This window comes from Auritidibacter sp. NML100628, from assembly GCF_003185985.1.
Classification (GTDB): Bacteria; Actinomycetota; Actinomycetes; order Actinomycetales; family Micrococcaceae; genus Auritidibacter; species Auritidibacter ignavus.
Map to the genome: position 1 here is coordinate 1 of NZ_QHLP01000002.1, position 18,364 is coordinate 18,364.

Genomic DNA, 18,364 nt, shown 5'->3' on the forward strand with positions numbered 1-18,364 from the left:
CCATAGTTCCCAGACTCGGCGGCGTTCGGTCTCCGGCAGTCCAGGTCGTCCTAGTTTCGCCATATTCCACCTCTACCAGAAGTTGACTAGGGGTGTTGCACTGACGGTTTGAGTCTAGAGCGGCCTTTTTTAGGAATTCATTTTCCATTTTCAGCCGCGGGTTTTCTTCTTCTAACTCCGCTAACCGGCCATGATCAGCAGGAGTCATCGCCTTCCCCGGCTCTGGATTCTCTTGCCTGTATTTCTTCACCCAGTTACCCAACGTGCCAGGCTTGAGCCCAAGCTCGCCGGCAACCTCGACAATCTGCCGATCCGACTGGACCACCAACTGGACCGCCTCAGCCTTGAACTGCGGACTGAACTTCCGCCTCGATGATGTTGCCACACTCTTGATCCTTCCCCATCAAGAGAAACTGTCCAACACCCTTGATACACCCCAGGAGTGGTGCGGGGAGTCCTGTTGGAAATCACGGTAGCACGAGTCCGTTCCGATAGCTATAGGTAGCACGATAATCTCCATAGGAGTCGGTGTCGTGGATCGGCTTCGGCCACGCGGGATTGAATACTTTTGCTGTCATCGGCAGTTGAGCGAGAGCCCTCTATAATAGGTTCCATCCTCACAAGGCGTTGGGTTTCACCCCGCCGGAAGAATATAGGAGGCAATGGCCATAGACCGCATAAATCAGGCGGACCTAAAACCAGTGCACTCTATGGCTTTTGAAAGGCAATCACGTTATGACCCGACTTCAGATTTCACGACTCGTGAGTATCACCTCTGGCTTGGTTACCGTGGCGTTGTTTGTGCCCACAGCCGTTCATGCAAGTCCACTAGATTCAGTTTCTGGTACCACTGAGGCCAAATGGGTTGAGGATACAGTAATCTCGGCGTCGACCTCAGAGGAGCCGTTGGCCCAAAGCGCCACTCGATCGTCAAGCAGTGTTTCACTTGACAACGATGGGATTTCTACGTTGGTGACCAGTGATCCCGAGGAGTATGCCAGCATTGATATCGACGACGAAGTCTCCGTTGGCCTTTCGCTTGCTGATACCTCTGTCGTGGAGGAGGGGGCCGTTGCTCCCGACGGGACAACGGTGTTCCGGATCAAAGGGTTGGATGACGCATATGCTTTCCAGATACTTGAGAGTGGATCAATTAGCTCCAGTGCGCTAACAACGTCATCGCAGTCCAGCCAGACATTCGCCTACAGACTATCCAGCGGTATTACGCCTGTCGTTCAGAAAACGGGTGCTGTGGCGTTGTATGAGGGCGAGGATCTGGTAGGGATCGTGGAGCACCCTGAAGCTCGTGACGCTGCGGGGCGCGATGTGTCTTCTGCGTATTCTGTTGTCGATGGTGACCTTGTCCAGAGGACCCGTCCATCAGTCAATACCGCCTACCCTGTAGTGACAACCGCTAGGATCGGGGTGTTCCAGACAAAGGAAAGGGTGACGATGTTCACGTCACTCGAGGACAAGCATCAGGTCATGGATGGTGGCTGAAGGGAACGACAAATGCCGCTAAAGCCAAGGTCACCGTCCAGTTGCAGTACAAACCAAAGAAGAATTCAAGTTGGCAGAACCGTGGCAGGGCCGGTGTCAGAACAATCAAGTCCGGTGGGTCCAAGCGCGCCAACGCGAGGATGACGTGTCGATCCCGCGGGAACAAGCAGTGGCGTAGCTGGGTCGACGTCGATCTGATCGGGTATCTTGATACCCCCAATAAGCTCTACACTCGCGCCAAGACTATCAAATGCACCCTGTGACAGAATCAGCTGACGCTGCCCCGGTGATTGTCAGCCTATCGGGGTCGGTTTTCCTCTCTGCTCCAGTCGTGACTGCGTTCCAGTCCGGAGAGTTGGAACCGGAAGGAGCGTTCGCACGTTTTTATGGTACGTGTCATGCCTTGGGACCACACTGGTTTAATACGAAACAGCTTGAGGCCCATGAAGCGTTCTGGTGCTTCGGGGATGTTGTACGAAGTGGCCGGTTTAGTGGTGATCTGGCCTGGTTCCAGACAGGCGTGTATGACTTGTCAACCGCGCTGGTGTCGGTCCCGTTGCTGGTCCACGCTAGCGGGGTGGCGGTCGAACAATTAGGACCCTGCACGTTCACGAGCGTGCGCGTCCAAGTGCCAGCTACCGGACGTCGCTTCGACGAGGAAACGGTCCTGCAGCTTGTCGACCAGTTCTCCGCGTTGGCCGACGTGGATACGACGGCCGTTGAGATACGTGCTCAACTCATGAGTCGAGCACGCCCCGAGCGATGGACCGTAGCCGCTGCGGCATGGTTTGAGGACATTTGCCTGGAGCCACTTGCCGTGCAGGATCTGGCCATATCAGATGATCGTGTTTACCTTGACGACCGTTGGGCGTTCCGGCAATCGCCGGGCACGTGTACTGCGGTGTTCTCCGCACCTGAATGGTCTTTATCAGCCGCATCGACCATCACAGTGCTCATGGTCGAGGCAGCACGTAGCGCTGGTATCAACGGGACCTTCGTCGTGGACGTTAGCTGTGCGTGAGTTGTAGTACAGAGTCGATTGAGGATCTCCGCTCGTTGTTTGCGGATGGAGCCCATTTTCTCCGGTTGTAGAATCCGGTCTTCACCTTCGACCAGAAGGATTATGGAGCACGATCGCGCTCTGGCATAACGGGGTCGTGGAGTCCTCCCACAACCGGATACGCGACGTACTGTTAGAAGAAAATAGCACCAAGAACCTGACTCACGCCCGAATCCTGCTCGATGAGTGGTTACATCGGTACAATGAGTTTCACCCGTATTCCTGACTGGGCTATTTCAGCTCACAGGCGTGTGCGGACACATGGAGAAACGAACACCTGGTCAACGCTCAAATCGAGTGGACCTCATCCTTAGAGCAGGCCATTAGGTCCACTTGGTTGAAGCGTTGACCGTGTTTTCTTGTCTCCATTGTTCCGCATACTGCCGCGGGCTGAGGTAGCCCAGTGATGAGTGCGGATGGAAGTCATTGTAGCGCCGTGACCATTGGGCCACGAGTAGGCGGGCATGGTCGAGATTTTCGATACTGTTATCTTCCAAGAGTTCGTCTCGCATCCGGTTATGGAACGACTCAACGAACCCGTTATGCCAGGGCTGGCCTGGCGGGATGAACGCTTGGATCGTCTCATCCTCGGCCGCCCAAGCCTCGAGGGCGTGGGCGATGAACTCAGGCCCGTTATCCATCCGGATCACCCTAGGGCGTCCTCTGTGCTCCAGACAAGCCACGTCAAGGAGTGAAGTGTCCCGGGTTTTGTTCCGTCTGAGTAGATGGGAAAATCTGGAACATGCCAAGAAAATTTGACCAGGATGTGAAGGACCGCGTGGTTCGCTTGGTGGAGGATCGCATCCTGGCAGAGAACATGTCGATGCAGGCTGCGTGCCAGGCAGTTGCGCCGAAGCTGGGCGTCTCATGGCATACTGCTCGGCAGTGGACACAAGCGGCTCGCCGTGACGGTCGTATTGCCGAGCTGTTGCCCGAAGACCTCGTGGCAGAGGTAGCCAAGCTTCGGCGTGAGAATCAAGAACTTCGCGACACCAACGAGCTGTTAAAGGCCGCGTCGGTTTTTTTCGCATCGAAACTCGACCCAAAACGTCGGAAATGATCCAGTTCATCGATAAACACCGGAATCATTTCACCGTCGAGTTCATCTGCACGACGTTAAACACACACCGTGTTGGCGGCTTCCTTACTTCTCGTGGGTACCGCCAATCTAAGGCTCGGGGATTAAGTGTCCGTAGCCTTCGTGACGCCGCCCTAGTAGAGCGCATTACCGAAGTTCATCAACAAAACTACGGCGTCTACGGGATTCGCAAAATGTGGCACGCGCTGCGCCGTGAAGGAATCGACATTGGACGTGAACAGACCGCGCGTCTGATGCGCCTTGCAGGTGTGTCTGGCAAAGGTAAAGGCCGGTCTCCCGTGATGACACATAAGCCCAAGGGACCCGACACTCGCCCCGACTTGGTGGGTCGTGAGTTTCGAGCCTGTGGGCCTAATCGGCTATGGGTGGCAGACATTGAGCGCCACGAGGTGCTCTCGAACCTTGCGGTGGTGAAAGGACACCGCTCGATGCCTGTCGCAGCAGGCGTGTGATAGCTGGAGGACGATCTGGCCCGTTGGCGTGAGCGGGGTGGGTGGAGCAGTCCTCGACAACGACGAGTCGTGTCAGAACTGCCAGATGGTACGGGCTCGGCTAGCGAGACGGAGAGGCATACGGATAGGAACCAGTGGCTGAAAGCCCCTCAATACGAGACCACCGACTCCAACCTGGCGGATGCGGGTCGGGTTGCATCGCGCACCCTCACTGCTTCGGCGGTGAGGGGAACTCCTGGACTGGGTGATGTCGCCAGTCGGGAGGCCACGGTGAAAGCCTGCGGCGTAGCCGTGGCGAGGATGCTGGGGCATAACTGGGTGCCGATCCCGTCGAAGGGTTCGAGAGTGAACGTGGGAACCATCCCGGTCTCGCCGGAGGTGCGTCGCCGCCAGCGACGACACCGACGGCTGAGCGCACGGCCTGCTGATCGGGCCGGGATGGGACGGAGGGCCCGTAGTAGTCCGAGGCTGGGAAAGCCGGTCGCATGGCGAAGGGGTCTAGTGTGATCGCAGGATCGACAAGCGGTAAAGGAGACACAGCCGTGAATGCGGATGTTTCGTGGCCAGCCGACACTTCGGAGGCGTGGGCACGGGTACTGAGAATGCAGACGAAACTGCACCAATGGGCGACGACCGACCCCGGTCGTCGTTTCGATGATGTGTTCAACCTGGTCTATGACCCCGGCTTCCTCGTTGCGGCGTGGAGTCGGGTGGCGGGCAACAAGGGAGGTCGCACCGCCGGAGTTGACGGAATCGCCCCGCGATCCGTCCCACCGGAGAAGGTGCACGGGATGCTCGCCGAGCTGCGCGAGAGCGTCAAGCGCGGCGAGTTCGTCCCCGAACGGGTGCGTCAGAAGTCGATCCCGAAAGCGAACGGCAAGGTCCGCAAGCTCGGGATTCCGACGATGACGGACCGGATCGTTCAAGCCTCTCTGAAGCTGGTGTTGGAACCAATATTCGAGGCCGACTTCCAGCCGTCCTCGTATGGGTTCCGGCCGCGCAGGCGGGCGCAGGACGCGATCGCGGAGATCCATTTCTACGCCTCACGTGGCTACGTGCAGGTGTTTGAAGCGGACATCACCGCGTGCTTCGACGAGATCGATCACGACGCGCTCATGCAGCGCGTCCGGGCGAGGATCGTCGACAAGCGCGTGTTGCGCCTGGTCCGCGGGTTCCTGAGAGCGGGTGTCCTCAGTGAGGACGGCGTGAACAGGGACACCTACACCGGCACCCCGCAAGGCGGGATCCTGTCGCCGCTACTGGCGAACATCGCCCTGTCCGTGGTGGACGAGCACTTCCAACGCAAGTGGGATGCGCTCGGCCCGCAATGGTCGCGCACGAAGCATCAACGCGCCGGGGGCGCGACGATGAAGCTGGTCCGCTACGCGGACGACTTCGTCGTCCTCGTCCGAGGCACCCGCGAGGATGCCGACGCGCTCTGGGACGAAGTCGCCGCGGTGCTCGCGCCGATGGGTTTGCGCCTGTCGGCCGAGAAGACGACGGTCACGCACATAGACACCGGGTTCGACTTCCTCGGGTGGCACATCCAGCGCCGCCGGATCAGAGGTCACGGTGGGAAGACCGCGATCTACACCTACCCCTCACGGAAGTCGCTGGCTTCCATCCGGGACAAGGTGCGGACGCTGACCCGCCGGGCATCCCATCGAACGCTCGCAGACCTGCTGCGCCGACTCAACCCGGCGCTACGGGGCTGGTGCGCCTACTTCCAGCACGGCGTCGTCAAACACCTCTTCAGCTATCTCGACCGGTTCGCCTTCTGGCGGATCGTGGGCTGGCTGAAAAAGCGGCACCCGAAGCTGAACATGCGCACCCTCGTCAGGCGACTTCTGCCCCGGTGGCAGATCCGCGCCGAAGGGATCGAGTTCTTCCGCGCCTGGCAGGTTCCCGTGACCCGCTACCGCTACCGAGGAACCCGCATCCCAAACCCCTGGGCGAGCGTCACGGCGTGATCACATGGAGAGCCGGATGCTCAGGAATGGGCACGTCCGGTTCGGAGGGCGGCCAGCAGAAACCCATCCAGCGGCAACGCGGGCAGGGCGCTGCTGGCCGACCCTACACCTATGTGCGCACATCGTATGGCTTCGTGTACACCGCGTTCGTCATCGATGCGTACTCCCGTCGTATCGCCGGCTGGGCGACCAGATCATCGATGACGACGCACGCGCTGTCCTTAGAAGCGCTGTAGCACGCGCTGAACACCGCGACCACAGGCATTGCTGAACTGGTCCATCACTCCGCTCGTGGATCGCAATACGTTGCCATTGCCTACACTGAACGGCTCATCACCGCAGGAATCACCCCATCAGTCGGAACAGTCGGCGATAGCTACGACAATGCCCTTGCTGAAACCGTCAACGGCTTGTACAAGGCCGAGCTGATCTACTCCCAGCCGGCCTGGAACAGCCTGACCGATGTCGAGTTCGCGACCATGAACTGGGTCCACTGGTGGAACACCACCCGGCTGCACGAAGCACTGGGCTACAAGACACCAGCAGAAGTCGAAGCCCAATACACCGAAAGCCTCACCAACGATGAACTGTCTTTACCAACCATCTAGGAACGAAACCCAGGACGGTTCACATCGACGATGGGGTAACGAAACGGAACCCCACGGCAATGATCCTGAATCGCCTTGCTCGTATTGGTGTATCCAAGCGCCGTTACCGCATCACGGCCACAGAAATACACCTTGTCCTCATGCTCGACAGTTCGGATCGTTCCAAAGGCATCGTTAGTGAATACCTGAAGATCTCTCGTAGCCATGTTTGGCTCCTTCTAAGAGCCAGGATTGACGTGAATTCCAGCAAGCCACGGGTGCGGCCGCTTCGGGCTCTCACGTATACGCCCCTGAGCGTGCAAGAATCCGGACACCCGGTCTTGCTGAAATACTCAGGCCACTCGCTCACATGAGAAGCTTGAGCGGTGATGCAGTCCGATTCTTTCTCCCAACGCTCGACTATCCGCAGTATTGCGAATGTCCTGGCCAGTACTGATTTGCCGGGCCTAAGCGGAAGCCAAATCGACGAACTTCTCCTCGACATTGGAGCGCCACCGCGTGTTGCCGGGAGTAAGCGAGAAGGACTGTTTGGCGCGCTTACGGAGGGAATGTCCGTAGCGCAAGCAGGTCAACACACTCGTGAGTTCATAGCGACGGCGATGAGCCCGACACGGTATACCACCGATCGTCAGCGTTGGGATGATTTGCGCCGCTTGCTCAACAAGGTGCTGGCGACCGAAGGATGGCATATCGACGATGCTGGCGAGTTGACCCAACTCGCTGAGGCGGCACGCACATTCGATGATATCGAGCGTCTCACCAGCTCTCTCGTGGAGGAGCTTCAGCGGCGCAGTACCCACGAACGCCTGATGGAGTATTGCAGCCAAGAACTGATCGCCGAGTCTCTGTTTCACGCGGTATCCGAGACAGCCAAGTCGATTCCTGACCGCATCCGCATCCTTACTGGCTCTACAGACGATGGTCAAAAGTTGTTCGACGCAGCTTTGGGAACAAACAATTCTGCCCCTAAGCTCGTGATTAATAGCTTTTCACGGAGTCGGAAAAATCGGAACACAAGGGTTTAGGCAGGTGCATGCAGACGTACACGCTGGTGGTTCAGAATGCGGTGGACCGTACTGAACTGGGGGTTGCAACTGCGGCGGTGCAGTTCTTCCGTAACGTCGGGTCCACGATTGGAATTGCGGTGCTGGGGTCGATCATGAGTTCGGCGATGATGCCTAAGATTCAAGAACATCTGCCTGCGGGGGGCCAAGAATATGGGCGGCTCGATGGGTGCGGGTTCAGGGGTTGGTTCTGCCTTGGATCCGGCGAAACTTGAAGCCTTACCAGGCCCAATTGCCGATGCCATTCACCAGGGCATGGGCGAAGCGATGCATTTAGTTTTTGTAAGTGGCGTGCCCTTCGTAGCAGCCGCACTTGTATTGGCACTGTTCGTTAAGCAGCTGACTCTGAGGACAACCCACTAGAGTCGCTTGTCTGCTGGGGTGGCCGTTCCCGAGGTGGTAGAAAGTAGGCCCGCACCTCCCCAACCGCGACCTGCCAGGATGAACTGATTTCTCACCTGGCGGGAGGCGCTAAAGGAAAGTGCGGGCCCTCGTTGTGCAGGACTTAGCTCTTGCGACGGCGTGCAGCTACAAGTTGCGCAACACCAGCAACAACAAGTGCACCAGCGGTCAGTCCAACCGGAAGTACCGTGGCACCGGTACGGGGCAGGGAGTTGCCGTTGTTCGAAGCGGTGCCGTTTGAACCATTTGCACCAGTGCCGTTCGAATCATTCGAACCAGTGTTGTCACCTGAACCGCCCGAGGTGCTGTTCGCACCGTTGTCGGAGTCGCCTCCGTCTCCTTCAGCAGGAGCTTCCGTCTGTTTGTCGTCAGGCTTCCTGCTGTCGTCGTTGTCGGACTCACCAGGCTGAGCCGGTTCGTTTGGCTCCTGCGAAGGTGCTTCACCGGGCTCCTCGCCAGGCTGCTCCTCTGACGGTTCCTGTGACGGGGCTTGAGTTGGCTCCTGCGACGGCTCCACAGGTGGTTCCTGCGTTGGCTGTTCGCCTGGTGCTTCACTCGGCTTTTCACTTGGCGGAGTCGAGACGTCTCCGTCTTCACCACCTGGCTTGTGATCCACGACGAACGTGAGACGTTGCGTCTTCGCTGTCACACTGCCACCAGCCCTTCGTGCACCGCCCACCTCCTGCTTGGCGCGCGCCGTCACGTCGATCGTGTACGTTCCAGGTTTGGTGAATGCCCACGCAGTGTGCATGTGGGTTCCGGGCGGAAGAGGAATGTCTGCAGCCTTCTCGCTGGATGCGTACATCGTTTGAATGGAGCCGAGGTTCTCCGTGTAGGCAAACCATTTTCCGCCTTCAGGTGCGCTCACAGGTGTGAGTGTCATCGTCGCACCTTCGGGATACTTCATGCGGTCGAGTGTTTCGCTTGAAAAACCTGGCCACACACGGCCTGGTTGTTGAGCTTGCGGCAGAATGTAGAGTTCAGTGCCTTTGGGACCGAGGACGTCGTAGCTTGGGTTGGCAAGCACGTTGCCTTCACGCTTAACCTTCGCAAGTTTCGTGACTTCCAGGGTCGTCGAGTCGATAGTGCGTGTCACGGATTCCTGTGCGTGCTGTCGCGAATCGTCACCGAGCGCTACGGTCAGTTCACCATTGAGGTCCATGGCACGCAGGTCGACGTGTCCGTTATTAATCGTGACAGGCGTGTTGAGGAGACTTTCGTCAGAGCCGTCGTTTCCGTCGCCTGGGTTTGGTGTTTCACTACCGTCGCCTGGGTCGGGTGTGGTGGTGGCACCGCTTTCGGAAAACTGGGCCTGAACTGTATTGCCCGTGTTACTGACCTGTCCAAGGTCAATGGTGTCTGTATTACCAATTGCGGCGCGCGGCTGTGGCTCCAATGTGAGCCGTAGCGTGTACTCGTCTCCCGTGCAGTACTCGCGACTAACTTCGAGCGTACGGCGCCCAGGGCCACTTACACCATCTACCGCACACGTTGGTTCGTCGTAACCTTCTTCGTAAAAGCCACCCGTGATGTTGTAGATAAGAGAGTCATCAGCGGGTTTCGTGTCAATTGTGACTCGGTTGCCGTCACCTTGGGTGTGTGCGTTGACGGACACATCGCGCGAGCTCACCGTTACTTCGCCTGTTGAGAAGTCTCCGGCAGGTGTGTCAGGTGTTTCTGTGGGGAATTGCCCTGTGTTCGTGGTGGACACTGCTGTCTGCCCGGTGCTTGAGGTCAGGGGTGCACTGATCCAGCGTGCAGCACCCTGGGTGGGCACAAACACGGCCTGGAAACTTGATGTGTGAGAGCCGATCATTTCGCTCCACGTTGCTTTACCACCCGTAACAGGGATTTCGGCGAGGTGGTAGCCGTCGATGTAGAACACGACCGTACCTTCAGCGGCGTCGTTACCAGCATTGAAAGTGAGATCAGTGAGGTTCTTATCGCCGTCTTTTTCATTGCCTGCGTGTGGGGCGATCGTGAAGCTCGGAGCGGAATTGCCCGTGACACCTGCGGCCTGGTCATACGCGACCCTCACGTCACCGAGCTTTTCGTCGGCGGGGTTGGTACCACCTACCCGCCACACTAACGTGGTTGGTTTTGAAGCCGTGAAAGAACCGTCAGATTTCCGCGCACTTGCATCGAAAGTGACTTCGTAGCGGCCCGGCTTTGTAAACGTGGTGATGTTGTGGGTGTGCGTACCTGGGTCTAACCACACTGTCCGAGAAACCTTGTCGTGGGAGGAGAACAAGCGAGTCACCGGTAGGTCGCCGAATGTCGAATAGTTGAACATGTTCATTTGGCCGGGGCCATTAAAGCCCACGAGTTCCAGGGCGAAATTCCCGTCACGGAACTGTTCAATAGGGACTGCGGTGTCAGCGCCGAAACCTGACCAAATGGGGCTATTGCCAGGCCCAGGGACCTGTGGGGCCATGTAGAGAAGCTGGCCGTCCTTGCCAAGAAAGCCGAGGCGGTGGTCGTTAGTAACTGGGAATACGTAGTTCTGGCTACCGTCATAGTTGTAGCCACGACCCACCCAGTTTGCTGTCTTGTCCAGCGGAGCTGTTTTCCCGTTCGACTGTGAGTTGATGTCGAATGTGTTCGCCTCTTTGTTCCAAAAAACTTTGGGCGCGTCAATGTGTGCTTTCGTCTCGACGCTACGATCGTCATCTGGTCCCGCGAAGGCAGGAGTGGTGGCGAACGAAAAAGCCGTAATTGCAACAGCCGCGAGTGAGGCACAGGTTGCACGAAATACGCGCATGAACCTCTCCTTTAATGTAAGTATTCTCACTGACAAGAGCCAGCGGAATAACACTACCATGACACAAGGAGACTTGCCGTATGCATAAGCATCCACGAATGTTATGCAGTATCGCTTATACGCCGCTTCAAACCGATAAAACAGGGTCAACGCGAGGGGGGTGACGCTAAAGTGCACGCTCCCTTAGATAGCGGTTTAGGCGCGGGAGGTAGTGACTAGGGAACGCACGGGGTCTGATCTCCTTGCACATGACCCCAAGGTGTTACACCTTATTTCCGCAGCGTGAGTTTCGGTAGCGAATTAACGATCTTCACCGTCTCTACACTCACATAGGTGATCTTCTTGATGAGGTCCACAATGTAGCGCGGGTTTCCGTGCTCCAGACCCCCAGTCGCTGGGGTCGTTGACATTGCCGGAGTTCTTGTCAGTCTTCACCTGGTATCGATCCAGAATCCACTCCAAGGCCGAACGTGACCCGAGCATGTATTCGTGAGCCTCATCCGGAATGCCTGTCAGCGTGATGTTGTCATTCACCACAATCTGCGTTTTGTTCGGCGTACGAGACTTCCCGCCCCCAACGCAGCTTCTGCACACGATAGAAATCTAGGTCGTCAGTATCGCCAAACACGGCTTCTTCACCCAACGAATACTCCGGCTGCTCCTCATAGCGAATGTGCAGTTCCAACAGCTGCTCACCGGCTTCAACGAACTGACGGAAATCCTCCGCCGTGTCCGGCAACGGGATCTACGGCAGCTGCCGTTTAAGGTCAGCCGCATAGGTGCTCCGATACAGCTCCGAATGAAGCAGAGCGTAAATGCTTGCGAAGATGTCGTCCTTCGTCGCCCCGTCACCGAACGCTGCTTGGTAGCGCTGGAGCGCGTCATCAGAAATATTGTCGATCCGCCTGTATCCGTTGACGACGGTGTCACCCGAAACGCGGCCATCGGTCAGGTCGAACGTCCCCTGCGGATCGCTCGGCCCTGATGAGTCATCCAGCTTTTCGTAGGTAAACCGTGGGAAGAACTGGCCAGTCTCAATTAGATGCAAGTCTGGGATCACGTTGACAGCCAAAACTGCAAAGTGGTGTCCTCCTCCACCCGACAAGCAATAAAACCCGTAGTTCTCCATTCCCGCTTCCGGGAACATCCGCGGAACCTGGCTGCGTTCATGATTGAGTCCCGACCCAAAAGCAAGACTGGATTTCATGAAGGGCCTGTAGATACTCCTGCGGAACGTGTCTGAGCTGATTTCAATCTGTCTGTCCCGGGCCGCCCAGTTACGCAAAGAGCGGGACCATTTGATCCTCGTTGCGTCCAAATACTCTGGATTGTCTCCAAGCCATTTCTGGACATCGGTTTCGTTACGGTGCTCACGCGGTTCAGCCTGGTAGGAAACGCGCACCTCATCAAATGTCCCACTAGAGCGGCCACATTTGACCTCAGCTTCTTCTCACTGAAGTTGTAGACCCACGCATCACGATTAGTCTGCAAGCCTGCTGAGTACGTTGAGAACAATGCCCTCGTAGTTTCATCACGATGCTTATCGCCAATCGGATAAAACGCCTGAAACGCGTCTGACGACTGGTTGATCCATTCGCCACGCTCGTTCAGCTCAAGCTCAGACCATTCGATAGTGCCAACGTCGGATGTCTCTACGATTTCGAGCTTCTTCACGGCTCAGATAGTCGCCAATGTCGTTGTAGTGCAGCACGCACGGCCCTGCGTGAGCAGGGTCTTTGACCGCCAACATGATGGCAACAGTCGCGCGGCTTCCCGCTTCGAACGCATTTCCGCCTTCTTTGCGACGCTGTTCTCCCGAGGTTCGAGCATTACCTCGCAAGTTGTGCACATACAGGTGGTTAAAGTCGTCGATGAGGCTGTTTCTCAACCCGTCGGCTGAATTCGAGTCGATATACCCACCGTTCGTCACATAGGCCAAAACGCCCTGGTCGTCCAAACGGTCAGCTCCCCAGCGAATAGCCCGAATGTAGGAGCCGTACAGGCTGTTGACGTTTCCACCCTTGGTTGTTCGTTTGGCAGCGTAAGTGTCGCGGATTCGGCTATCGAGTGTCGGATACGTCTGATTTGGGTTGTTATCGTTCGCGCTCGTTTGTCCGGCTGAGTACGGCGGGTTGCCCAGAATAATCTGTATGGGGCAGTCCAGCTGGCGAGTGGCACGTTCGCTGTTCTGCGTGAACATTTGCGTGTCGAGGGTGTCGCCGTCTTCTGACATCTGGAATGTGTCAGCCAGGACGATTCCCTCAAACGGCGTGTACTCACCACCCATAACACCGTGGTAGGTGGCCTCAATATTGATAGCGGCCACGTAGTAGGCCAACAGCATGAGTTCGTTCGCGTGGAGTTCGTTCGCATATTTGCGAGCCAGGTCGTGCGTGTTGATGATGCCCGACTGCAGCAGGCGCACAATGAAGGTTCCTGTACCCGTGAACGGATCATCCGCTGCACAGACTCCGATGTGTAGTCCGGCTCGGGGAGGTGGCCGTAGCGTCGCACCGACTCATCTCTGGCGCCGGTCGCATACGCTTCTGTATCTAGCTCGGATAGGAGACGCAGGCGGGTGTTCTCGGCGGTGATCGGCAGGATGGTGCGATGACTTATTGGGAACACCCCAAGCCTGTGCAACGCCTCCGCGCGGTGGATATCCAAGATCTTGCCAGAGCATCGGTGAGATTATTAGATGCTGGGGGGCTGAAAGCACTAACCCTGCGTGCTGTCGCTCAAGACATCGGTGTAGCTCCCGCTAGTCTTTACTCACGCGTGGAATCGGTAGATGATCTCTACGATCTTGCCTTGGATATAGCATTAGCGGACGACGCACAGATGGCGGTAGCGACCCGTGAGGCTGAGCTGCCATTGCTGATGCAGTGCTTTTTTACACATCTCACCACTCATCGGTGGGCCGGTCAGGTCATCGGCATGCGGGCCCCTCGGGGCCCAGCGTATTTGGCCCTGTCCGAGCGGATGTGCGTGTTATTGGACAGCGCAGGAGTGGCCGATCCGCTCGGGACCGCCTATCAGTTGTCCAATGTGGTGATAGGGTCGGCGCTCACTGCGCCCATGGCCTTCGATGAAAAACGCGTGCCCGTCGATGCCGAGCGGGCGCCGACCTACGCTCGACTCAAGGCCACACACCAGATCAGTCCCCACAAAGTTCTGGCAGATGCTGTGGACGCGCTGCTGTCACGATGCCACACGATGTGAGGGAGCTGCGCGGTGCCTATCACTAAGGCGTGACATCCAGAACCCCAAACATCCGGTATGCGGGATGATTGCTCGGCCTGGGGCTGACCGTGCTTGTGGGTTTTCTCATGCCCGATGAGCTAGCCATAGCGGCACGGGTGACCGCCGCGGTCGTCGTGCTGATGGGAACCTGGTGGGTTACCGAAGCCGTGCCGTTGCCGGTTACTGCCATGGTGCCACTTATCGCGTTCCCGGCCACCCAGGTGTTTCCCCTGGATGAAGTCGCCGGATCATATGCCAGCGAGATCATCTTCTTGTTGCTCGGCGGATTCCTGCTCGCACTTGGCATTCAGCGTTGGAACCTGCACCGTCGCATCGCCATACTCATCGTCTTGGTCGTGGGGACGAAACCTTCCCGGATGATTCTGGGGTTGATGATGGCCACCGCTGCGCTCGGTATGTGGGTCTCCAATACCGCCACCGCGCTGATGATGATTCCACTGGTGCGCGAGGAAGGCGGGGGTCGTGATGTGGGGGACGCCGATTCCGGCCACTCACAATTCGGTATTGGGCTGATGATTGCGATTGCCTATGCCGCCACGCTCAGTGCCTGTGATTCCATCATCGCCTCACCAGGCAATATCTTCGTGGTGGGATACCTGCAGGAAACGGTCGGTTACCAGGTCGGGTTCCTACAGTGGATGCTGTTTGGCATTCCGTTTTTGATCGTCTTTCTCGTCCTGGGTTGGCTGATCATCACCAAGGTTTTGTTTCGCCCGGAGGTGAAAGATCTCCCTGGAGGTCGCGACCTCTTCCTTGCGGAACTGAAGAAATTGGGCCCGATGGGTTCCGGCGAACTGGGTATCACGATGATGTTTCTGAGCGCTGCAGTGTCCTGGATCGTGGTCCCGATGCTCTTTGACGACCCCTGGGCCACCGACGCGGTGATCGCCCTGGTTGCCGGCGTGGCTACCGTCGTGATCCCTGCTCAGCCATCCAAAGGTGTGATGCTGATGAATTGGGAAACCGCGCTGAAGACACCGTGGGGTGTGCTGATTCTTTGTGGTGGGGGATGAGCGCTATCGGCCCAAGTGACCGACAGTGGCTTGGCTGATTGGCTAGGTGCTTCCCTGGGCGGCCTTGGTGCCGTTCCAGTCTGGGTGCTGGCCCCGATGGTGGTGCTATTGGTGATCGTCCTGAGGGAATTCACGTCTTCGATGGCCACGATCATCACCTTTGTACCGATCGTGGCTGGGGTCGCCGCCTCCGTGGGACACGACCCGGTGATTTTCGCGATGATGGTGACCCAGGCCTGCCAATGTGCCTTCATGCTTCCGGTTGCTTCCGCGCCCAATGCGATTGCGTTCTCTACCGGGGAGCTGAAGATCTCTCATATGGTCAAAGCCGGACTCTGGATGACTGTGGTCGGCTTGATCCTAGTCAGTTCTCTCGCTCTCTTTGTTCTTCCGGTCATTCTTCGGTAGCCGGTCACGCGGTGCGCCGTTGACCTGGAGAAACAGGTAGTATTCGACCATGTCCAGAACCCAAACCAGACGTGTCGTCTCGCTGTGGCAGCTGTGGGCTACTCTGGTAGTGCTCAGCCTGGTGCTGACCGGTTGCACCAACCAAGAGCGGGGCAATCCTGATGGTTGGGTCGAGATCGTGCCTGAGACCGTCCCCGAGATTGCTGCGTTGGTTCCCGAGGACCTGCAAGAACGTGGCGTGCTCCGGATGGGCACCAACACGCCCTTTGCACCCTTCGAATTCAAAGACTCCGATGGCACCATCATCGGCACCGAAATGGACCTGGGACGAGCTCTGGCCTCAGTGATGGGTCTAGAGTTTGAACCGGTAGAGCAGGACTTCGCCCTCATCCTGCCCTCGGTGTCATCCGGCACCGTGGATGTGGGCGGTTCCGGATTCACCGACACCGAAGAGCGTCGGCAGAACTACGATTTCGTCAATACGCTCTACGCCGGCATTCAGTGGGCCCAGCACGCCGAGCGCGACGCAGAGATCGATCCCGAACATCCCTGTGGACTCACCGTGGCCGTGCAACGTAATACCGTGGCCCAAACCGATGAGATCATTCCCAAGTCCCAAGCGTGTGCAGAAGCCGGCGAGGAACCGATCGAGATTCTGGCCTATGACACCTCGGATAATGCCGCGACCGCGTTTGTGCTGGGTCGGGCTGATGCCTTCGCCGCGGATTCTCCGATTGTCAGCTGGGTTGAAGACCAAGCCGACGGCGAGATTCAGGAGGTCGGGCCGATGTATCACGCCGCTCCCTACGGTTTTGCTGTGCCGAAAGATGCAGAACTCACCAACGCGCTGGTCGCAGCCATGGCGTATCTCATTGAAACTGGTACCTACGAAGAGATTCTGGACCAATGGAATATTCAGGACGGTCTGATTGAAGAACCCTTAGTCAACGAAAAACCCGTCGAGATCCCCTCATCCCACACACCCGCGCCCTAGTGGAGCCAGCACATGACAGATCACACCACAGCTAAGACATCACCCGAGAGCCGAGCGGTTAGGCCCGAACCCATTCGCGCCAAGCCCTTGCGCCATCCCGGTCGGTGGGTAGCCGCCGTGGTGGTGGCCGGATTGCTGTTGTGGTTCGTGATCTCGGCGCTGAACAACGAGAACTACGGGTGGGACGTCTACCGGTCTTACCTGTTTGACACCCGCATCATCAACGCCGCCGGACATACCCTGGCACTGACCGTGCTGTCGATGCTGTTCGGCGTCATCCTCGGATCGGTCACTGCGGTGATGCGGATGTCGCCGAATATCGTGCTCAAATCGGTGGCGTGGCTGTACCTGTGGATTTTCCGTGGAACCCCGATCTACGTCCAGTTGGTGTTTTGGGGCCTGGCCGGCTCGTTGTACCAGTCAATCAACCTCGGATTTGCCGAGATCGACGTGCAGTCGTTGCTGTCGAATATGTTCGTCCTGGCCGTGGTCGGCCTATCGCTCAATGAAGGCGCGTACATGTCCGAAATTGTCCGCTCCGGCATTCAAGCGGTCCCCGAAGGACAGGTGGAAGCCTCCCAAGCGTTGGGCATGGGCTGGTGGCTGACCATGCGTCGCACCATCCTGCCGCAAGCGATGCGCATCATCATTCCACCCACCGGCAACGAGCTGATCTCGATGCTGAAAACGACCTCCCTGGTCGTGGCAATTCCGTACTCGCTGGAGCTTTACGGCCGGTCGCTGGATATTGCCAATGCGCTGTTTGATCCGGTGCCGATGCTGTTGGTGGCAGCCACCTGGTACCTGGCGATCACCTCGGTGCTGATGATCGGACAACACTACCTGGAAGAGCATTTCAACAAGGGAGTCTCCCGCGAACTGACGCCACGTCAGTTGGTCGCACTGGCCGACGCGGAAGGTGATTTCCCCTCCAACATCACCCTGGTCAACTCCGCAGACAAGGAGCGTCGTAACCGATGAATGCTCAAGCCAGCCTGACACCCATGATTGATGCTCAGCAGATCTGGAAGTCCTACGGAGATCTGGACGTGCTCAAAGGCATCGATCTACAGGTTGCCCCCGGAGAAGTCACCTGTCTGATTGGACCTTCGGGCTCGGGCAAGTCCACGTTTTTACGATGCGTGAATCACCTGGAGCAGATCACCGCCGGCCGACTCTACGTCGATGGTGAACTGATGGGCTACCGGGAACAGGACGGGGTACTGCACGAAATCACCCCGAAACAGGCCGCCGCCCAGCGCTCTGAGATTGGCATGGTGTTCCAACAGTTCAACCTCTTCCCGCACCGCACGGCGTTGGAGAACATCATTGAGGCACCCGTCAAGGTGAAAAAGCAGCCCCTGGATGAGGCCCGAGCCACCGCGAAGAAGCTCTTGGCCCAAATGGGTCTGGCTGCGAAAGCCACCGCCTATCCGGCCCAGCTTTCGGGTGGTCAGCAACAACGTGTCGCCATCGCTCGGGCGGTGGCGATGAACCCGAAACTGATGCTGTTCGATGAGCCCACCTCGGCGCTGGACCCAGAGCTGGTCGGAGAAGTCTTGACCGTGATGCGCGAGCTTGCCGAGGATGGAATGACCATGTTGGTGGTCACCCACGAAATGGGCTTTGCGCGGAATGTCGCCGATACGGTGGTGTTCATGGACGGGGGAGTCGTGGTCGAAGCAGGGGAGGCCGGGCAGGTCATCGAAGACCCCCAGCAACGTCGCACCCAGGAATTCTTAGCCAGTATCCGACGTTAGTGTCGGGCT

At 57.8% G+C, this 18,364-nt stretch carries 17 protein-coding genes and 5 pseudogenes; 13 read left to right on the top strand and 9 right to left on the bottom strand.

The features are described 5' to 3' along the window. Nucleotides 1-385: transposase (locus DCC24_RS01735; protein ID WP_146206247.1), on the bottom strand; the 385-nt coding region annotated here is incomplete at its 3' end. A gap of 377 nt (nucleotides 386-762) precedes the next feature. Here DCC24_RS01735 and DCC24_RS01740 point away from each other — a divergent pair. From DCC24_RS01740 to DCC24_RS12575, 3 genes are all read left to right on the top strand, one after another. Further along, nucleotides 763-1,500, top strand: coding sequence for a hypothetical protein (locus DCC24_RS01740; RefSeq protein WP_146206248.1), 738 nt, complete (start codon nucleotides 763-765; stop codon nucleotides 1,498-1,500). Nucleotides 1,501-1,759: 259 nt separating this feature from the next. After that, nucleotides 1,760-2,521 (top strand): hypothetical protein, encoded by a 762-nt coding sequence (locus DCC24_RS11930; RefSeq protein WP_158524569.1) that lies wholly within the window; start codon nucleotides 1,760-1,762, stop codon nucleotides 2,519-2,521. Between the two features lie 112 nt (nucleotides 2,522-2,633). Beyond that, nucleotides 2,634-2,786, top strand: a complete 153-nt coding sequence (locus DCC24_RS12575; protein ID WP_110098212.1) for an integrase core domain-containing protein — start codon at nucleotides 2,634-2,636, stop codon at nucleotides 2,784-2,786. Nucleotides 2,787-2,883: 97 nt separating this feature from the next. On the opposite strand, the gene DCC24_RS01755 is transcribed toward DCC24_RS12575, so the two are convergent. After that, nucleotides 2,884-3,201, bottom strand: coding sequence for an integrase core domain-containing protein (locus DCC24_RS01755; RefSeq protein ID WP_233491938.1), 318 nt, complete (start codon nucleotides 3,199-3,201; stop codon nucleotides 2,884-2,886). Between the two features lie 101 nt (nucleotides 3,202-3,302). Here DCC24_RS01755 and DCC24_RS12145 point away from each other — a divergent pair, with 101 nt between their 5' ends. The 4 genes and pseudogenes from DCC24_RS12145 to DCC24_RS01780 all read left to right on the top strand — a co-directional run. Continuing rightward, nucleotides 3,303-3,620, top strand: a complete 318-nt coding sequence (locus tag DCC24_RS12145; protein ID WP_199446165.1) for a hypothetical protein — start codon at nucleotides 3,303-3,305, stop codon at nucleotides 3,618-3,620. Then, nucleotides 3,617-4,111: an IS3 family transposase gene (locus tag DCC24_RS01765; RefSeq protein WP_110098213.1), complete on the top strand. Its 495-nt coding sequence runs from the start codon at nucleotides 3,617-3,619 to the stop codon at nucleotides 4,109-4,111. Before DCC24_RS12145 ends, DCC24_RS01765 begins: the two co-directional genes overlap by 4 nt. Nucleotides 4,112-4,713: 602 nt before the next feature. Next, nucleotides 4,714-6,081, top strand: a complete 1,368-nt coding sequence (ltrA, locus tag DCC24_RS01770) for a group II intron reverse transcriptase/maturase (RefSeq protein ID WP_233491939.1) — start codon at nucleotides 4,714-4,716, stop codon at nucleotides 6,079-6,081. 104 nt (nucleotides 6,082-6,185) lie between these two features. Continuing rightward, nucleotides 6,186-6,656, top strand: a pseudogene (locus DCC24_RS01780) (transposase); the annotation flags it as partial. A 29-nt stretch (nucleotides 6,657-6,685) separates the two neighbouring features. Here DCC24_RS01780 and DCC24_RS01785 read toward each other — a convergent pair. Further along, complete coding sequence (locus tag DCC24_RS01785; protein WP_233242955.1) at nucleotides 6,686-6,895, bottom strand: BRO family protein; 210 nt, start codon at nucleotides 6,893-6,895, stop codon at nucleotides 6,686-6,688. Nucleotides 6,896-7,057: 162 nt separating this feature from the next. Between DCC24_RS01785 and DCC24_RS01790 the strand changes: the two genes are divergently transcribed. After that, nucleotides 7,058-7,714, top strand: a complete 657-nt coding sequence (locus DCC24_RS01790; protein WP_233491958.1) for a TIGR02391 family protein — start codon at nucleotides 7,058-7,060, stop codon at nucleotides 7,712-7,714. Nucleotides 7,715-8,258: 544 nt separating this feature from the next. Here the strand turns inward: DCC24_RS01790 and DCC24_RS01800 are convergent. From DCC24_RS01800 to DCC24_RS12015, 6 genes and pseudogenes are all read right to left on the bottom strand, one after another. Continuing rightward, nucleotides 8,259-10,916: a choice-of-anchor M domain-containing protein gene (locus DCC24_RS01800; protein ID WP_110098217.1), complete on the bottom strand. Its 2,658-nt coding sequence runs from the start codon at nucleotides 10,914-10,916 to the stop codon at nucleotides 8,259-8,261. Between the two features lie 269 nt (nucleotides 10,917-11,185). Further along, a complete protein-coding gene (locus tag DCC24_RS12260) occupies nucleotides 11,186-11,326 on the bottom strand; it encodes a hypothetical protein (protein ID WP_233491963.1) in 141 nt (46 codons plus the stop codon). 31 nt (nucleotides 11,327-11,357) lie between these two features. Next, nucleotides 11,358-11,510, bottom strand: a pseudogene (locus tag DCC24_RS12580) (type ISP restriction/modification enzyme); the annotation flags it as partial. Further along, nucleotides 11,443-12,318, bottom strand: a pseudogene (locus tag DCC24_RS12480) (type ISP restriction/modification enzyme). The pseudogenes DCC24_RS12480 and DCC24_RS12580, both read right to left, overlap by 68 nt. Nucleotides 12,319-12,344: 26 nt before the next feature. Beyond that, a pseudogene (locus DCC24_RS12545) lies at nucleotides 12,345-12,590 on the bottom strand (type ISP restriction/modification enzyme); the annotation flags it as partial. Then, nucleotides 12,535-13,341 (bottom strand): hypothetical protein, encoded by an 807-nt coding sequence (locus tag DCC24_RS12015; RefSeq protein WP_199446173.1) that lies wholly within the window; start codon nucleotides 13,339-13,341, stop codon nucleotides 12,535-12,537. The gene DCC24_RS12015 and the pseudogene DCC24_RS12545, both read right to left, overlap by 56 nt. Before the next feature lie 185 nt (nucleotides 13,342-13,526). Between DCC24_RS12015 and DCC24_RS01825 the strand changes: the two genes are divergently transcribed. From DCC24_RS01825 to DCC24_RS01850, 5 genes and pseudogenes are all read left to right on the top strand, one after another. After that, complete coding sequence (locus DCC24_RS01825; protein ID WP_110098221.1) at nucleotides 13,527-14,138, top strand: TetR/AcrR family transcriptional regulator; 612 nt, start codon at nucleotides 13,527-13,529, stop codon at nucleotides 14,136-14,138. Nucleotides 14,139-14,245: 107 nt separating this feature from the next. Continuing rightward, nucleotides 14,246-15,601 (top strand): annotated as a pseudogene (locus DCC24_RS01830) (DASS family sodium-coupled anion symporter). A gap of 49 nt (nucleotides 15,602-15,650) precedes the next feature. Continuing rightward, complete coding sequence (locus DCC24_RS01840) at nucleotides 15,651-16,595, top strand: ABC transporter substrate-binding protein (protein WP_110098224.1); 945 nt, start codon at nucleotides 15,651-15,653, stop codon at nucleotides 16,593-16,595. A gap of 12 nt (nucleotides 16,596-16,607) precedes the next feature. Next, entirely contained in the window at nucleotides 16,608-17,576 is a 969-nt protein-coding gene (locus DCC24_RS01845; protein ID WP_110098225.1) for an amino acid ABC transporter permease, read from the top strand. Beyond that, nucleotides 17,573-18,355 (top strand): amino acid ABC transporter ATP-binding protein, encoded by a 783-nt coding sequence (locus DCC24_RS01850; protein ID WP_110098226.1) that lies wholly within the window; start codon nucleotides 17,573-17,575, stop codon nucleotides 18,353-18,355. Before DCC24_RS01845 ends, DCC24_RS01850 begins: the two co-directional genes overlap by 4 nt. The last annotated feature ends 9 nt before the right edge of the window (nucleotides 18,356-18,364 follow it).

What these genes read in the sequence shown, in the direction of transcription:
- DCC24_RS01755 (WP_233491938.1), bottom strand. Translation starts at nt 3,201, where the DNA reads ATGGATAACGGGCCTGAGTTCATCGCCCACGCCCTCGAGGCTTGGGCG.
- DCC24_RS12145 (WP_199446165.1), top strand. Translation starts at nt 3,303, where the DNA reads ATGCCAAGAAAATTTGACCAGGATGTGAAGGACCGCGTGGTTCGCTTG.
- DCC24_RS01765 (WP_110098213.1), top strand. Translation starts at nt 3,617, where the DNA reads ATGATCCAGTTCATCGATAAACACCGGAATCATTTCACCGTCGAGTTC.
- ltrA (WP_233491939.1), top strand. Translation starts at nt 4,714, where the DNA reads ATGCAGACGAAACTGCACCAATGGGCGACGACCGACCCCGGTCGTCGT.
- DCC24_RS01785 (WP_233242955.1), bottom strand. Translation starts at nt 6,895, where the DNA reads ATGGCTACGAGAGATCTTCAGGTATTCACTAACGATGCCTTTGGAACG.
- DCC24_RS01790 (WP_233491958.1), top strand. Translation starts at nt 7,058, where the DNA reads ATGCAGTCCGATTCTTTCTCCCAACGCTCGACTATCCGCAGTATTGCG.
- DCC24_RS01800 (WP_110098217.1), bottom strand. Translation starts at nt 10,916, where the DNA reads ATGCGCGTATTTCGTGCAACCTGTGCCTCACTCGCGGCTGTTGCAATT.
- DCC24_RS12260 (WP_233491963.1), bottom strand. Translation starts at nt 11,326, where the DNA reads ATGTCAACGACCCCAGCGACTGGGGGTCTGGAGCACGGAAACCCGCGC.
- DCC24_RS01825 (WP_110098221.1), top strand. Translation starts at nt 13,527, where the DNA reads ATGACTTATTGGGAACACCCCAAGCCTGTGCAACGCCTCCGCGCGGTG.
- DCC24_RS01840 (WP_110098224.1), top strand. Translation starts at nt 15,651, where the DNA reads ATGTCCAGAACCCAAACCAGACGTGTCGTCTCGCTGTGGCAGCTGTGG.
- DCC24_RS01845 (WP_110098225.1), top strand. Translation starts at nt 16,608, where the DNA reads ATGACAGATCACACCACAGCTAAGACATCACCCGAGAGCCGAGCGGTT.
- DCC24_RS01850 (WP_110098226.1), top strand. Translation starts at nt 17,573, where the DNA reads ATGAATGCTCAAGCCAGCCTGACACCCATGATTGATGCTCAGCAGATC.